At 66.9% G+C, this 15,240-nt stretch carries 18 protein-coding genes and 3 tRNA genes; 8 read left to right on the top strand and 13 right to left on the bottom strand.

Features of this window, described 5'->3' with window-relative positions; translation table 11 throughout:
- Positions 1–15: 15 nt before the first annotated feature.
- From AU187_RS17275 to AU187_RS17220, 12 genes are all read right to left on the bottom strand, one after another.
- A complete protein-coding gene (locus AU187_RS17275; RefSeq protein WP_059101296.1) occupies positions 16–1,812 on the bottom strand; it encodes a PE-PPE domain-containing protein in 1,797 nt (598 codons plus the stop codon).
- Between the two features lie 181 nt (positions 1,813–1,993).
- Positions 1,994–2,701 (bottom strand): 50S ribosomal protein L1, encoded by a 708-nt coding sequence (gene rplA, locus AU187_RS17270; RefSeq protein WP_059101295.1) that lies wholly within the window; start codon positions 2,699–2,701, stop codon positions 1,994–1,996.
- A 101-nt stretch (positions 2,702–2,802) separates the two neighbouring features.
- The gene (gene rplK, locus AU187_RS17265; protein ID WP_059101294.1) at positions 2,803–3,231 is read right to left on the bottom strand and encodes a 50S ribosomal protein L11; all 429 of its coding nucleotides are present in this window, start codon (positions 3,229–3,231) and stop codon (positions 2,803–2,805) included.
- A gap of 70 nt (positions 3,232–3,301) precedes the next feature.
- Positions 3,302–4,129 (bottom strand): transcription termination/antitermination protein NusG, encoded by an 828-nt coding sequence (gene nusG, locus AU187_RS17260; RefSeq protein ID WP_059101293.1) that lies wholly within the window; start codon positions 4,127–4,129, stop codon positions 3,302–3,304.
- A 42-nt stretch (positions 4,130–4,171) separates the two neighbouring features.
- Positions 4,172–4,612 carry a preprotein translocase subunit SecE gene (gene secE, locus AU187_RS17255; RefSeq protein WP_059101292.1) on the bottom strand — a complete coding sequence of 147 codons (441 nt, stop codon included), beginning with the start codon at positions 4,610–4,612 and terminating at the stop codon, positions 4,172–4,174.
- Between the two features lie 79 nt (positions 4,613–4,691).
- Positions 4,692–4,764: transfer RNA gene (locus AU187_RS17250), tRNA-Trp, on the bottom strand.
- A gap of 142 nt (positions 4,765–4,906) precedes the next feature.
- Positions 4,907–5,494 (bottom strand): (3R)-hydroxyacyl-ACP dehydratase subunit HadC, encoded by a 588-nt coding sequence (gene hadC / locus AU187_RS17245; RefSeq protein ID WP_059101291.1) that lies wholly within the window; start codon positions 5,492–5,494, stop codon positions 4,907–4,909.
- 2 nt (positions 5,495–5,496) lie between these two features.
- Complete coding sequence (gene hadB / locus AU187_RS17240; protein ID WP_059101290.1) at positions 5,497–5,925, bottom strand: (3R)-hydroxyacyl-ACP dehydratase subunit HadB; 429 nt, start codon at positions 5,923–5,925, stop codon at positions 5,497–5,499.
- Entirely contained in the window at positions 5,912–6,388 is a 477-nt protein-coding gene (gene hadA, locus AU187_RS17235) for a (3R)-hydroxyacyl-ACP dehydratase subunit HadA (protein ID WP_059101289.1), read from the bottom strand. Before hadA ends, hadB begins: the two co-directional genes overlap by 14 nt.
- Before the next feature lie 51 nt (positions 6,389–6,439).
- Positions 6,440–6,607: a 50S ribosomal protein L33 gene (gene rpmG / locus AU187_RS17230; protein ID WP_059101288.1), complete on the bottom strand. Its 168-nt coding sequence runs from the start codon at positions 6,605–6,607 to the stop codon at positions 6,440–6,442.
- A 36-nt stretch (positions 6,608–6,643) separates the two neighbouring features.
- A tRNA-Met gene (locus AU187_RS17225) sits at positions 6,644–6,717 on the bottom strand.
- Between the two features lie 59 nt (positions 6,718–6,776).
- Positions 6,777–6,849: transfer RNA gene (locus AU187_RS17220), tRNA-Thr, on the bottom strand.
- Between the two features lie 131 nt (positions 6,850–6,980).
- On the opposite strand from AU187_RS17220, the gene AU187_RS17215 reads away from it, so the two are divergent.
- The 8 genes from AU187_RS17215 (at position 6,981) to AU187_RS17180 (ending at position 14,041) form a co-directional block, all read left to right on the top strand.
- Positions 6,981–7,847: an NYN domain-containing protein gene (locus AU187_RS17215; RefSeq protein WP_059101511.1), complete on the top strand. Its 867-nt coding sequence runs from the start codon at positions 6,981–6,983 to the stop codon at positions 7,845–7,847.
- Between the two features lie 57 nt (positions 7,848–7,904).
- Entirely contained in the window at positions 7,905–8,618 is a 714-nt protein-coding gene (locus AU187_RS17210) for an MBL fold metallo-hydrolase (protein WP_059101287.1), read from the top strand.
- Positions 8,619–8,625: 7 nt separating this feature from the next.
- The gene (locus AU187_RS17205) at positions 8,626–9,315 is read left to right on the top strand and encodes a glycoside hydrolase family 25 domain-containing protein (protein ID WP_059101286.1); all 690 of its coding nucleotides are present in this window, start codon (positions 8,626–8,628) and stop codon (positions 9,313–9,315) included.
- 63 nt (positions 9,316–9,378) lie between these two features.
- Positions 9,379–10,209, top strand: coding sequence for a DUF8453 domain-containing protein (locus AU187_RS17200; RefSeq protein WP_059101510.1), 831 nt, complete (start codon positions 9,379–9,381; stop codon positions 10,207–10,209).
- Between the two features lie 67 nt (positions 10,210–10,276).
- The gene (locus AU187_RS17195) at positions 10,277–10,978 is read left to right on the top strand and encodes a crotonase/enoyl-CoA hydratase family protein (protein WP_059167001.1); all 702 of its coding nucleotides are present in this window, start codon (positions 10,277–10,279) and stop codon (positions 10,976–10,978) included.
- A gap of 9 nt (positions 10,979–10,987) precedes the next feature.
- Positions 10,988–11,584: a TetR/AcrR family transcriptional regulator gene (locus AU187_RS17190; protein ID WP_059101284.1), complete on the top strand. Its 597-nt coding sequence runs from the start codon at positions 10,988–10,990 to the stop codon at positions 11,582–11,584.
- 110 nt (positions 11,585–11,694) lie between these two features.
- Complete coding sequence (locus tag AU187_RS17185; protein WP_059101509.1) at positions 11,695–12,432, top strand: hypothetical protein; 738 nt, start codon at positions 11,695–11,697, stop codon at positions 12,430–12,432.
- Positions 12,433–12,463: 31 nt separating this feature from the next.
- A complete protein-coding gene (locus AU187_RS17180) occupies positions 12,464–14,041 on the top strand; it encodes an HD domain-containing phosphohydrolase (protein WP_156425604.1) in 1,578 nt (525 codons plus the stop codon).
- Here the strand turns inward: AU187_RS17180 and AU187_RS17175 are convergent.
- The gene (locus AU187_RS17175) at positions 14,033–15,163 is read right to left on the bottom strand and encodes an NAD(P)/FAD-dependent oxidoreductase (RefSeq protein WP_059101282.1); all 1,131 of its coding nucleotides are present in this window, start codon (positions 15,161–15,163) and stop codon (positions 14,033–14,035) included. The genes AU187_RS17180 and AU187_RS17175 overlap by 9 nt on opposite strands.
- Between the last annotated feature and the right edge of the window lie 77 nt (positions 15,164–15,240).

Genomic DNA, 15,240 nt, shown 5'->3' with positions numbered 1-15,240 from the left:
GTACCGGGCGCGCTGTCAGGCTGCGGGTTTTTCGGAACCCGCTGGGCTTTCCGAGGCGCCCGGGTCGTCCGCGCCTTCCGGCCCCTCGGCTTCCTCGTCCGGTTTCGGGCTCGCCGTGGGATCTGGTTGGTCGGCGCCCTCGACGTCGCCGGTCGGCCCGTTGTCCGGATTGTTGGGCGAGAAGTTCAACGACACGCTGCCGCCGTTCGCGTCGATGGTGTTATCGCCGGTGCCCTTGTCGTCTTCAGGGTCCTTGCCGACCACGATGTCGTTGCCCTCGCCGGCATTGGTGTCGTCCTCGACTACGACCTCGACGTTGTCCGTCGGAGACTGCTCGAGCCCGGACTCCTGCGGCTCCTCGGAGTCGATCGTGCCCTCGGAGTCGATCGTGCCCTCGGTGCCGAGCGGTTCGGTTCCTTCGGTCAGCGTGAGATCTTTCTCCGTCTCGGTGTTCGCGGCGAACGTCTTCTGGTCGTCGACCCCGGCGGGCTGTTGCTGCTCGACGTCGCCCGTCATTGCCTGAGAGCCTTGGACCAGTTTCAGCTTTGCTCCGGACAACCCTTCCGGGTCTTCACCCGACTTCGCCAGCACCTGCACGTCCTCTTGCTCTTGCTGATCCTCCTGCGACGACGGCGGTGCAACCGGCGATGGAGACAGCGGAATCTCCGTTGCCAACCCGAAATTGGCGAGGAAGTTGTTGATGCCCTGGAAGATCGCGGGGATCAGTTTGATGGCCAGCGTGATCGGATTGAACAGCGGGAACAGCCCGATCTCCGTGGGCTGGCCGAACGGAATGTTGCGGTTGTAGCCGGTCTCTTCGATGATCACGCGCAGCGCCGGCTCGATGAGGTCCGCGATCGGCTTGCCGAGGAACGGAATCGAGTGCAGCGGCCGCACGAGCGGCAGCACCTTAGGGGTGATGGTGTAGTACGTGGTGTCGCCGTACGTCTGAATGTCGACGAGGTCGGGATACAGCTCGGGGTTCGAGGTGATCAGCTCCCACTCTTCCTCGGTGTATCCGGCCGGGAGTTCGCCGGGATCGCTGTCCCCGTTGACCGCCAGGTAGGTGCCGTGGTCGTAGTAGAAGCCGAGCAGCGAGTTGGCCACCGCCAGCGGGTTGAGCAGATACTGCGGGAAGTCCGCGATGCCCTCCCACCGGATCGCCCAGTCTTCGGTCTTGAAGCCCGGCGTCGGTCCGGTCGGCGTGGGCTGTCCGGTCGTCACATCCAGGATCGGGATGTGGCCCAGGATGCCCAATCGCGACAGGATGCCACCGTTCGGGCGGTTCGGGTTGCCGATGAAGACGAACTGCACCTCGTCGACGTTGTCGAGCAATTCGTCCCAGTCGCCATTGATGATCTTCGTCTTCGCGATGGTGACGACGCGGGCGCCCTGTGAATAGCCCGCGATCACGACTTGGCCGTCGAAGTCGGGGTCGAGGGTCTCGATGTTCGCTAGCGCATTTTTGAGGTTCTCCACCCCGGCGTCGACAGAGACGTCGAACTTCTCGCAACGGCCGGGGTCACACCAGCCCGGCAGCGGTATCGGCCAGAACGAGGCAGGGTAGTTGACGCCATTCAAGTCGTCGTCCGCACAACCGTTCTCCCCGCACACCGTGTCCTGCATGTAGTAGTCGCGGAAGTTCTCCATGTAGTCCTCGACGATGTTCGCGTTCGGCGTGCCGGTGCCCGGCACGATCAACGCGGTGGCGGCCAGGCTGACGGCCGCCATCAACGCCGTCACGGCGCCGAGCACAGCGGTGCTCAACAGGCCCAGCAAAGTGAGAACGACGACCCGAATGCACTGACGCATGGGTCAACTTTCACACAGGTGTGACGGCTGTCACCGCGGAACAGCGAAGTTCGCCGACAGGAATTTCGTTCGGCATTCGCCGATGCCGGCGCGCTACCTCAGCGGCTGAAAGGACACCGTGAAACGGGCGCGCCGGTGTTGTCTCCAGACGTCCGCCGCAAAGTCGCGGCGGGCACCGGAATCAGGCGTCGGTGAAGTTGCGCGTCACCGACGGATCGACCGGGATACCCGGGCCGGTGGTCGTCGAGACGACGATCTTCTTGAGGTAGCGGCCCTTGGACGACGACGGCTTGGCCCGCAGCACCTCGTCGATCGCGGCGCCGTAGTTCTCCGCGAGCGCCTTCTCGTCGAACGACGCCTTGCCGATCACGAAGTGCAGGTTGGCCTGCTTGTCGACGCGGAAGTTGATCTTGCCGCCCTTGATGTCCTGTACGGCCTTGGCGACGTCCGGTGTCACGGTGCCGGTCTTCGGGTTCGGCATCAGGCCACGCGGGCCCAGGATGCGGGCGATCCGGCCGACCTTGGCCATCTGGTCGGGCGTCGCGATCGCGGCGTCGAAGTCCAGCCAGCCGCCCTGGATCCGCTCGATCAGGTCGTCGCTGCCGACGGCGTCGGCGCCTGCGGCTTCGGCGGCCTCGGCCTTGTCGCCGACCGCGAACACCACAACGCGGGCGGTCTTGCCGGTGCCGTTCGGCAGGTTCACGGTTCCGCGCACCATCTGGTCGGCCTTGCGGGGGTCGACGCCCAGCCGGATCGCCACCTCGACGGTCGCGTCCTGCTTCTTCGATCCCGTTTCCTTGGCCAGCTTCGCCGCTTCCAGCGGCGTGTACAGCCGGGAGCGGTCCACCTTCTCGGCGGCTTCGCGATATGCCTTACTGGTCTTGCTCATTGGTGTCTCCTAGTTGCTGAGTTGTGGTTGACGCGGGCCGCAGCTGGCCCTCCCACTGTTCGGGCCGATCCGCCTGCGCTTCTCGGCCACGGGGTCTGGTCCTACTCGACCGTGATCCCCATCGACCGGGCGGTGCCGGCGATGATCTTGGCGGCCTGATCGATGTCGTTGGCGTTCAGGTCCTCTTTCTTGGTCTCGGCGATCTCGCGCACCTGATCCCAGGACACCTTCGCGACCTTGGTCTTGTGCGGCTCGCCCGAGCCCTTCTGCACACCGGCGGCCTTGAGCAGCAGCTTGGCCGCGGGCGGTGTCTTGAGGTTGAAGGTGAAGCTGCGGTCCTCGTAGACGGTGATCTCCACGGGGATGACGTTGCCGCGCTGGTTCTCCGTCGCGGCGTTGTACGCCTTGCAGAACTCCATGATGTTGACGCCGTGCTGGCCGAGCGCCGGACCGACCGGCGGGGCGGGGTTGGCCTGCCCGGCCTGGATCTGCAGCTTGATCAGCCCGACGACCTTCTTCTTCGGGGCCATACTCTTCCTTTCTCGGTGATTTCGGTGTAATTCGTCGCGCTCACCGCAACCAAATACACCGAAATCGCAATTAGATCTTGGCGACCTGGTTGAAGGTCAGTTCGACAGGTGTTTCGCGGCCGAAGATGGACACCAGCACCTTGAGCTTCTGCTGTTCGGCGTTGACCTCGCTGATCGACGCGGGCAGCGTCGCGAACGGCCCGTCCATGACGGTGACCGACTCGCCGACCTCGAAGTCGACCTCGATCGGCGCGCGCTCGATTCCACCGGTCTCCGCGGCGGCAGCACCGGCCGCAGCGGCGGCCTTGCCGGGCTTCTTCGCCGCGGCCGGGGGCAGCAGGAACTTCACCACGTCATCCAGCGACAGCGGCGACGGCCGCGACGTCGCACCGACGAACCCCGTCACCCCGGGCGTGTTGCGCACCGCGCCCCACGACTCGTCGTTGAGCTCCATGCGCACCAGGATGTAGCCCGGCAGCACTTTCCGGTTGACCTGCTTGCGCTGGCCGTTCTTGATCTCGGTGACCTCTTCGGTCGGCACCTCGACCTGGAAGATGTAGTCGCCGACGTCGAGGTTCTGCACGCGGGTCTCGAGGTTGGCCTTCACCTTGTTCTCGTAACCGGCGTAGGAGTGGATGACGTACCAGTCGCCGGGCTTGAGCCGCAGCTCCTTCTTCAGCGCGACCGCCGGGTCCTCTTCCTCGTCCTCGGCCTCACCGGCCGCGTCAGCCTCACCGGCGGTGTCGTCGGCGACCGGCGCCGCGTCCTCGACGGCGTCGGCGGCCGTGCTGTCTTCCAGACGCTCAGCAGCCTCATCTGCGATCACGGTCGCCGGGTCCGCCGCCTCGGCGATCGACTCGGAAACGGCCGAAGGCGTATCGCCCTCGAAGCTAGTCACGTGTCAGTCCTCTCAAATTCTCATTCGTCGCGCACATGCCCGTCAGCCGAAGATCATCGCCACGAGCTTGGCCAGACCCAGGTCGACGAAGCCGATCAACGCCACCATGAACACCAGGAACATCAGCACCACGGCGGTGTAGCTGACCATCTGCTTGCGGTTCGGCCAGATCACCTTGCGCAGTTCGGCGACGACCTGCTGCAGGTAGTTCCAGACGAAGACGAACGGGTTGCGCCCACCCTTACCGGGCCGGTCGGCACGCTTCCTGGCGGTCTTCTTCGCGGTGCCCGACCCGTTCTTGGTGGGTGAGGCCTTGGTGCCCGTCGACAGGTCGACCGCCTCGCCGGCGTCCTCGCCAACCGCGGCTCGCCGCGACCGCTTCCCCGTGGGCCGGGTCGGCCGGGTCACGACCGCGCTGCGGCCGGTCTCGGAGTCGGTCCCGGTGTCGCCTGCGGAGCCGGCACCATCGCGCTCGTCGCTCACCGCATGCTCCCCTTGTCTGGTCATCTAGTCTTCTGTGGGTCACTGTCCAGTGTCCACACTTGTCGAGTATTCAGTTGAGCAGGGGCGACAGGACTTGAACCTGCAACCTGCGGTTTTGGAGACCGCTGCTCTGCCAGTTGAGCTACGCCCCTTCAGGGTGACACGGCGATCGCCACCCGCTCCGGGGCTCACACAATTCGCGCGCTCCCCGATCGGCCGATTGAAACCCGACGGAAGCGCGCTGGACTGGGAAAACCCCGAGGCCCGAGTGTAGCGCGCCACCGGTCTGTGTTACTAATCCGCCGCCCGGATGCTCTCGGGTTCGTCGAGCTGGGCGGCGGCCTCACCATTCTCGGCGCCGTCCGCGCTCTCGTCGTGCACGACGGGCTTACGCGTCACCTGACCGGTCTTGGGGTCCCACCCCGCGGAGATGGAGTTGTCGCCCTCGTGGCCCATCAGCGTGGTGAAGGACTCCATGACCAGTTCGTCGTGCTGGTCGACCAGCGTGTTGCGGGTGGTCACGATGTCGGCGCCGAAGCGCTCGTCGACCGACAGCACGTACAGCGTTCCGATTAGCGCATCGCCGGCCTTGATCGGGCGATGGAACTTGAACTTCTGGTCGACCTGCACGATCTGCAGGGTTTCGAAGCCGACGTCGTTGTGCTGAAAGAAGTGCCGCTGGATCATCACCGCGAAGATCGACATGAACGTCGGCGGGGCGATCAGCGCATCGTGGCCCGCGGCCTTGGCGGCCTCCAGGCTGTGGCTCGTCGGATCGTAGGCCTTGACGGCGTTGGCGTACTGGCGGATCTGCTCGTGGCCCACGATGTAGGGCTCGGGGTAGCGCCAGACCATTCCCTGGATGTCGATCTTGAGCGCCATGACTACGCCAGCTTCGCAATCGCCACGGCGCGGCCGAAGATCTTCTTCCCCCCGGTGGTGGCCGCCAGGGCGATGGTCACCGTCTTCGTCTCAGGCTCAACGGATTTCACCCGTCCACTGAAGACGATCTCGGCCCCGATGCCGTCGTTCGGCACCGGTACCACCGCGGTGAACCGGACGTTGTACTCGGTGACCGCCGCGGGGTCGCCGACCCATTCGGTCACGTACCCGCCGCCCAGGCCCATCGTCAGCATGCCGTGCGCGATCGCGGTGTCCAGGCCGACCTGCTTGGCGATGTCGTCGTCCCAGTGGATCGGGTTGAGGTCGCCGGAGACGCCGGCATAGTTGACAAGGTCCTGCCGGGTCAGCGGAATCACCTTCTCGGGAAGCTCATCGCCCTTCTTCACCGAGGCGAACTCACGCAGTGGCATCTGAAAAACCCTCTTCTCCATCACCGGTCCGACCCGCCAGGGTCGTGAATGTCTCCTGTAGGACGTCACCGGCTTCATTGGTGACGACGTTCTTGAGTACGACGATGTCGGTACCGTGGGCTTGGCGCACGGAGTCCACGTACACGTCGCAATACAGCTTGTCGCCGGCGAAGATCGGCCGGACGTACTTGAGCACCTGATCGACCTGCACGATCTTCGCGTCTTTGATCTCGACATTGGCGTGCTCGAAAAACGACGTCTGCGCCATGTAGCCGAGGACGCTGGTGAACGTCAGCGGCGCCGGCAACGCCTTGTGGCCGAGTTCGGCGGCGACCTCCTCGTCGAAGAACGCACGATCGTCGTTCTTGACCGCGACCGCGTACTCACGGATCTTCTCGCGGCCCACGACGTAGTGGTCGGGATAGCGGTAGTGCATCCCGACGATCCGCTCGGTCAACGACACAGTTAGTGAACCTACCTAGTCAACCCGGACGCGCCCACGGGCTGGCTCGTCCTAGCGCGATTCCTTGTGGGGCTGGTGTTTGCCGCAGTTCGGGCAGAACTTCTTGATCTCGAGCCGGTCCGGGTCATTGCGGCGGTTCTTCTTGGTGATGTAGTTGCGGTGCTTGCACACCTCGCACGCCAAAGTGATCTTCGGCCGTACGTCGGTACTGGAGGCCACGTCTCACGTCCTTCGTCTACGCGTTCTTGTTGTCTGTAGCGGTGGGGGGGCTCGATCCCCCGACCTCACGATTATGAGTCGTGCGCTCTAACCAGCTGAGCTACACCGCCCCGATGGCTACGGGCCGGCATGCCAGGCTTCCCAGGCGTCCAAGCCGATCCGTCCACCGAGCCCCCTAACGGAATCGAACCGTTGACCTTTTCCTTACCATGGAAACGCTCTGCCGACTGAGCTAAGGGGGCCTGCTTGCTTCGAGGCCCGCGCATCGTGGCGCGAGCCTTAAAGAGGGTACAGTCTCGCCGATTGCCGCGCCAAACCGCTGATCACCACAACCGTTAGCACCGACTGTAGCCGCGGAGGGATGGACGGAACAGTGACCGAACCGGGCGCGAACCGTGTGGCGGTGTACCTCGACTTCGACAACATCGTGATCTCGCGCTACGACCAGATCCACGGGCGCAGCTCGTTTCAACGCGACAAGGCCGCCGGGTTCCACAAGCAGCCGGGCCGGTTGTCGCAGGCGACCGTCGACGTCGGCGCGATCATCGACTTCGCCTCGTCGTTCGGCACGCTGGTGTTGACCAAGGCTTATGCCGACTGGTCGGCCGACGTCAACGCCGACTACCGCGACCAGCTGGTCGGGCGCGCGGTCGATCTGGTGCAGCTGTTCCCGGCCGCCGCGTACAACAAGAACGGCGCCGACATCCGGCTCGCGGTCGACGCCGTCGAGGACATGTTCCGGTTGCCCGACCTGACGCACGTGGTGATCGTCGCCGGCGATTCCGACTACATCCCGCTCGCGCAGCGGTGCAAACGGCTCGGGCGCTACGTCGTCGGCATCGGCATCACCGGTTCCATCAGCCGCTCGCTCACCGCGGCCTGCGACGAGTTCGTCTCCTACGACGCGCTGCCCGGCGTCCCTGCGGTGAAGACCGAAGCGCCGAAGCGGCGCCGCACCAAGGCCGACGCCGACCAGGAGCCCGAGACGCCCGACCCGCAGGCTGCGGCGACGGCGCTGCTGGAACGGGCGCTGCGGGTCGCCCACGGTAAGGACGACTCCGACTCCGACTGGCTGCACAACTCCGCGGTGAAGGCGCAGATGAAGCGGATGGACCCGTCGTTCTCGGAGAAGTCCCTGGGGTTCCGCTCGTTCAGCGACTTCCTGCGCTCGCGCACCGAGCTGGTCGAGCTCGACGAGAGCAGTACCACCCGGCTGGTGCGGCTGCGCCCCGATGCGTGACTTCCGCCGATAGCCCGCGTTCGGCGAGCGGAGTAGGCCGCCGATACGCTGACGGCCATGGCCTCGGATCGGCTCTACTTCCGCCAGTTGTTGTCCGGTCGCGACTTCGCGGCCGGCGACATGATCGCGCAGCAGATGCGTAACTTCGCCTACCTGATCGGCGACCGTGAGACCGGCGACACCGTGGTCGTCGACCCCGCCTACGCGGCCGGCGATCTCGTCGACGCGCTCGAGGCCGACGGCATGCGCCTGTCCGGGGTGCTGGTCACCCACCACCACCCCGACCACGTCGGCGGGTCGATGATGGGCTTCGAGCTCAAGGGCCTCGCCGAACTGCTGGAACGAACCAGTGTGCCGGTGCACGTCAACCGCCTTGAGGCGGACTGGGTTTCGAACGTCACCGGTATCGCGCGCAGCGAACTCACCGAGCACCAGCACGGCGACGTGGTCAAGGTCGGCGACATCGACATCGAACTGCTGCACACTCCCGGCCACACGCCGGGCAGCCAGTGCTTTCTGCTCGACGGGCGGCTGGTCGCCGGCGACACCCTGTTCCTGGAGGGCTGCGGGCGCACGGACTTCCCGGGCGGCGACGTCGACGACATGTTCCGCAGCCTGCAGGCGCTCGCGAAGCTGTCCGGCGACCCGACGGTGTTCCCCGGCCACTGGTATTCGGTGGAGCCCAGCGCATCGCTGTCGGAGGTTCGCCAGACCAACTATGTCTACCGGGCCAGCAACCTCGACCAGTGGCGAATGCTGATGGGCGGCTGACCGCCGCGTGCCGGACACGCTCTACGCCGACGTGTCGGAGTGGCAGGTCGGCGTCGACGACAGCTACCCGTACCCGGTTCTGTGCATCCGCTCCAACGACGGGACGCACCGAGATCGCCGGTGGCGCAACAACTATGACTGGTGCCGCGGCAATGTCGACGACGGGCGGCTGACGTTCTTCATCGCGTACTTCGTGTGGCGACCGAACTGGCAGGACGCCATCGACACGTTCTGCGAGCAGGTCGGCACGCCGCATCCGAGGATGGCGGTGATGCTCGACGTCGAGTCGTGGGGCGGCCGGATTCGCGGCGATCGATCGGCGGGTATCAACGCCGCCTACGACGCGGTTGGCGATTTCGTCGGCAGCACCGCGAAGGTGATCGGCTACGGCAACGTCGGTGACCTGAACACGCTGTGGCCGCACAAGCCGCCCGGCATCCGCTTGGTGGTCGCCGCGTACGGGCACAACCCGTCATACCCGGGCAAAGTGGCGCATCAATACACCGACGGCAGCGGACACGGCGGCGGCCTGCCGGAGGGCGCGCCACCGTTCGGCCACTGCGACATGAACTCCGCCGACGGGTTGAGTCCGGACGCGTTCGCCGATGCGTGCGGGATCACCGGCACCGACCGGCCGGACCGGCGCGGTCCCAGCAAATCGACGCGGATGCCAAATACGCAAATGATGTGCGGCTAACGCCTGCGTGGTATACAGCGGTGCGTGAACGGGGATGGGAATCTGCTCGGCCTGTCGGCCGGCATGTGGACGGCGCTCGCCGCCTGGCTCGCTGTGGTGGTGGGCATCGCCGCGCTGATCTACGCGTGGCGGCACTATCAACGGGTACGGCGGCAAAGCGAAGAGCTGATGCAGCCCAACGTGGCGATGTTCATGGAGCCGGCCCCCAACGACTGGCACCTCATCGAGCTCGTGGTCAGGAACTTCGGCCGAACGCCGGCCTACAACATCCGATTCGACTTCGCCCACCCGCCGACCGTGGCCAAGTACGAGAACGTCTACGACGACCGCTACGTCGACATCGTTCCGCTGAACCTGCCTGCCGAGATTCCGTATCTGGCGCCCAACCAGGAGTGGCGGATCGTCTGGGACTCGGCGCTCGACCGTCGTGAGGTCGGCGAGGCCATCGCGTCGCGGTTCGACGGGGCGGTCACCTATTCCGACCGGCAGGGGCAGGAGAAGGGCAAGCGCGCCCGCCACCGGTTCCGCTCCACCGCGGTGCTGGACTGGTCGACGCTGCACCCGGTCGAACGGTTGGAGTTGTTGACCACCCACGACCTGGCCCGCCAGGAGAAGCAGAAGCTCGAGCTGCTGCGCCACCTGCTGACGTACTACCACTACGCCGCCGCCGAGAGCCGCGAAGACGTGCTCCGCACCGAGATCAACCGGGTGAGGGATGCCGCGAACGAACTGCGCGACCGCTACCGCGCAGAAGGCGGCGGCCCACTACCCAACCCACGTAACGACACGCCTCGAGGGGCGGTCGCCGGTCAGCAGAGCGACGCCGAAACGGATCTCGAAGAGGCGCACACCCAGGTGCTGAGCAACCGGCCGGCACGCCACCGGATCGCCTAGGACTTGGCTTTCGTAGCAACGTTTCGTAACATCGGTACGAATCAGCGCCGCTTCAGAAGGAGCATCGATGACCAGCCTCGTCGGCTATGAACTCAACGACTCGGTCGCGAGGATCACCCTCGACGACGGCAAGGTCAACGTGCTCGGCCCGGCCATGCAGGCCGCGATCAACGAGGCGCTCGACCGCGCCGAGAAGGACTCGGCCAAAGCGGTCGTGCTCGCGGGTAACGGGCGGGTGTTCAGCGGCGGTTTCGACCTGACGGTGTTCCAGTCCGGCGACGCGCAGGCCGCGCACGGCATGCTGGCCGGCGGGTTCGAACTCGCGGTGCGCTGCATGACGTTCCCGGCGCCGGTGGTCATGGCGGCGACGGGCCCGGCGATCGCGATGGGTTCGTTCCTGCTGCTGTCCGGCGACCACCGGGTGGGCCAGCCGAAGAGCCGGTGCCAGGCGATCGAGGTGGCGATCGGCATGACGATTCCGATCGCCGCGCTGGAGATCATGCGGTTCCGGCTGACGCCTCCGGCTTTTCAGCGGGGCGCGGCGCTGGCGTCGACGTTCGCCGGCGAGGAGGCCGTCAACGGCGGATGGCTCGACGAGATCGTCGAGGCCGATCGGGTGCTCGCGCGGGCGCAGGAGGTGGCGGCCGAGGCGGTGACGACGCTGAACACCGGCGCGCACGTGGCGACCAAGCTGAAGGCCCGCGAGTCCGCGCTTGCCGCGATCCGCGCCGGGATCGACGGGCTGGCAACGGAATTCAGCCTCGGCTAGCCAGTTCCGATGCCGAGGGCGAAGCAGCGCACGCCCGAGCTGAAGGGCCATCTGCTGGAGGTGGCGATCGCGACGCTGTCCGAGGAAGGCATCGCGGGGCTCACCACGCGTCGGGTCGCCGAGCGGGCGGGCACGTCGGTGCCCGCTGTGTACGAACTGTTCTCCGACAAGGCCGGCCTGCTGCGGGCGATGGTCTTCGAGGGGTTCCGGAGGTTGGGCGACGAGCTGGCGACGGTGCCGCCGACCGACGATCCGCTCACCGACCTGGAACTGCTGGTGCCGGTGTTCCGGCTCTTCTGCCGCACATATCCGCGGCTGGCGCAGCTGATGTTCGCGCGTCCATTCGCCGAATTGGAGCCCGGGCCCGACGAACTGGCGGCGGGGGCGTCGGTGCGCGAGGCGTTCACCGGCCGGATTCAGCGGTGCGTCGACGCGGGCCTGCTGGCCGGCGACGTCGCCGACATCGCCCACGTGCTGCTGGCACTCGCCCAGGGCTTGGCGGTGCAGGAGCTCGGGCGGTGGCTGGGCTCGTCGGCGCCGACGATCGAGCAGCGGTGGCGGCTCGGCGTGCACTCCCTGCTGGCCGGTTTACGCCCGTCGTCGTAGTGATTTCGGTGTAGTTGGTGGCGCTCAGCGCAACCGCCGACACCGAAATCCCCACGTTTGGGGCGTTTGCCCCATGTCGCCGGCCGGCTCGTCGGCACACGATGGCCGTCATGGACACCACACCCCAGGCCGCAGCGGCCGCCACCAAAACCATGCCCCTGCCCGACGGAGACGACGAACGGGTCGTCGGCTTCGGCGTCATGGGCCTGCCCTTCGCAAGCGGCCACTACCTCGCCTACCGCGACTTCCCCGAGACGTCGTTCTCCCCCGCCTACAAGTCGGTGTGGCACCGCACGCCCGACGGGGTGTGGACCTTCTACGCGACTACGCCCGGGCCGCAGAGCTGCTCGCGGTACTTCAGCTCGGCGACGACCATCGACCCCATCGTCTGCGGTATCGACGCGCACTGGCCCACCCCTTGGTCGCTGGCGATTTCCATTGCCGGATTGCTGGATTGGCGTGTCGACATCGAAGCCACCGCGGCGACGCGCCTGATGAGCGCCGTCGGGTCGCGGCTCCCCGCCGCGGCGGCACGCAACCGCGAAACGCTGCGGCTGATGAGCCGCCTCGTCGGCCCCGTGCTCGGCATCGGCAAGGTACGGCTCACGGGCAGCCTGCCCAATGGCCAGGAGTTCCGCATCGCGCCGAAGCGAGTGTGGGCGGTCGCGGACTCCACGGCCGTCGTGCGCGGCGTCGACCTCGGCCCGGTCGGCCCGCATCCGGTGCAAGGAAACCTGGCCGACTTCCAACTGCCGCAGCGGGGCATCTGCGTGGTCGCACAAGGCCGGTTCGAGCCTTTCGACGTCGCGCGCCACCGCGACGCCGACCGTCTTCGCCTATCCCACTGAACCGAGCGGGCCGACGGTGGACAATCGGGCTGTGGCCGCTCGTCGCACCCCGCACGAGCTTCCGACGCGGGCGGAAGTGCTCGCGGCGCTGTCGGTCGCGGTCGACCTCGGATTGGGACAGCCCGCCGAGCACATGCTGAGGGCCGCGCTGATCGCGATGCGCCTCGCCGCTCGGCTGAATCTCTCTGAGCGTCAGCGTGATTGCATCTACTACGCGACGCTGATCATGTGGATCGGCTGCCACGCCGACTCCCACGAATACGCCCGCTGGTTCGGCGATGACATCGCGGTGCGGCGGAGCTCGTATCTCGTCGATTGGTCCGGCTTGCCGTACCAACGCTTCCTGCTGACCAACCTCGGTCGCGGTGAGTCGCTGCTGACCCGGTTGAGAACCGCGGCGGCACTGTATGCCAATGCGCGGGGTCATATCTCGCAGCTGATCCACTCTCACTGCACGTCAGCCGGTCTGCTCGCCGACCGCATCGGTCTGGATGCTGACGTGCAGAACGCACTGCGCTACACCTTCGAACGGTTCGACGGCGGCGGGCTGCCGAGCGGCGCGTCGGGTGACGGCATACCGGTCGAGATGCGGGTGGCCCAGGTCGCCGACATGGTCGAGGTACACCAGCGTGAGTACGGCACCGACGGTGCGGTGGCGATGGCCCGCAGCAGGCGCGGCGGCCAGTTCGATCCCGCGATCGTCGACGCGTTCATCGCCGACCCCGCAGGGGTGCTGGCGGTCCCGACGACCGGGGACGTGTGGGCGACTGCGCTGCAGTACGCGCCGGACCGCGGCACCCGGCTCGACGAGCAGTCGCTCGACGCATTGTTGGTCGCGCTCGGTGAGTTCGTCGATCTGAAATGCCCCTTCACACTGGGACATTCACGCGCCGTGGCGGAGCTGGCCGCGTCGGCCGCCGAGGTGATCGGGCTCGACGAACGTGCGGTCGCGACGACCCGGCGCGCCGGTTACGTGCACGATCTCGGCCGCATCGGGGTGTCGAACCAGATCTGGTCGAAGACAAGCGCGTTGAGCATGGCCGAGTTCGAGCGGATGCGGTTGCACCCCTATCTGACCGAGCGCATCCTGTCGCAGGTGCCGGCCTTGAGCGAGATCGCAACGGTCGCGGCCAACCATCACGAATGTCTCGACGGCTCAGGGTATCCGCGTGGCATTGCCGCGCGGCAGCTGACCATGCCCGACCGGCTGTTGGCGTGCGCGGTGAGTTATCAAGGCGCGCTGGAACCCCGGCCGTACCGGGAGGCGCTCGGCCCGGCGGGTGCCGCTCGGCGCCTGCGGGAACGAGTGTCCAGGGGCCAGTTGGACTCGACCGCCGCCGATGCCGTACTGCAGGCGTCGGGACGCGCGTCGACCAGACGGCACGCGAGACCGGACGGGCTCACCGCCCGCGAGGTGGAAGTCTTGCGGCTCGTGGCGCAGGGCGCGAGCAACAAGGGCATCGCCGCCAAGCTGGTGCTCAGCGAGAAGACGGTGCGCAACCATGTTGAGCACGTGTACGCCAAAATCGGTGTCTCGAACCGGATCGGGGCCAGCATGTACGCGCTGGAGCACGGGCTGGCGGCCGAGAGTGGTCGTGCGTCAACATGACAGCAACGCGACGGCCCGACGGTAGTCGTCGTCGGCGTCGAGCGTCAGCACGCCGACGACGTCGCCGCCCGCCTCGTACCAGACCGCGAACCCGGTGTGGTGGTCGACGAAGCGGGCGTTGTCGTAGTCGACGCCCCAACCGCTGTACTTGAGCACCGAAGTGCCGATGGTGCAGGCGAATCCGGGAACGGTGCCCCAGGCGGCCGGGAATCCGGCGGCGGTCAGACCGGCGACATAACCCTGATGCGCGGCGTCGCGCCAGTGTTCGGCGGGTACGCGCCGACCGGCGGTGACGTTGTGCGCCAACGCGACGTCGCCGGCGGCGTAGACGTTGCGCGCCGAGGTGTGCATGTGCTCGTCGACGACGATGCGCCCGCCGTGGGTGTCGAGACCGGCGGCTTCGGCGAGTCGGATGTCGGGCCGCACACCCGTGGCGCAGACGACGAGGTCGGCGTCGACGGTCTCACCGCTGTCGAGCACCACGCGGGAATCCTCGATCTCGGCCACCGTGGTTTCGCCGGCAAACCGTACCCCGTTGTCCGACAGGAGTTTTGCGACGCGTTCCCCGGCCTCGAGACCGAACCGGCGCTGCAGGGGAACGTGCTCGGCGGCGACGACCATCGTCGCGACACCAACCGCGGCAAGGCAGGACGCCGCCTCGCAGCCGATCAACCCACCGCCGATGACCACGGCGCAGTCCGCGTACCGGGCTGCCATCTTCAGCGCGACGGCGTCGGCGAACGACCGTAGTGTCAGCGCGGACTCGATACCGGGAATGGCGGGCCGCACCGCGGCGGATCCGGAGGCCAGCACGAGATGCCAGTAGGGATAACGCTGGCCGCCCGCGGTCACGACCTGCTGGCGCTGCAGGTCGATGGAGTCGACGGTGATTCCGCGGATCAGGTCGACAGCGTTGCGCTCGAACCAGCCCTCGCTGTGCAGGGCGAGTTTGGTGTCACGGCCGCAGAGGAAGTCCTTGCTCAACGGCGGCTTGGCGTAGGGCAGCGCGGGATCGGTGGTCAGAATGCGCACCGGAATGCCGGGGTGCTTGCCGCGGAACGTCTCCGCGGCGCTCACCCCGGCCGGACCGCTGCCGATGGCGACGAAACCTGCTGCGACCACTCTTCTTGGGTACCAACTTCAGTGCCCGGATAACCGCGGTGTCAGGGATTCGTCACAGTTGGCGGCTAGGCGGCGCT

Origin of the sequence: Mycobacterium sp. IS-1556 (assembly GCF_001499985.1) — a bacterium.
In the GTDB taxonomy this organism is placed as follows: Bacteria; Actinomycetota; Actinomycetes; order Mycobacteriales; family Mycobacteriaceae; genus Mycobacterium.
Note: the sequence above shows the minus strand (reverse complement) of the source record. Positions and strands in the feature narration are given on the sequence as shown.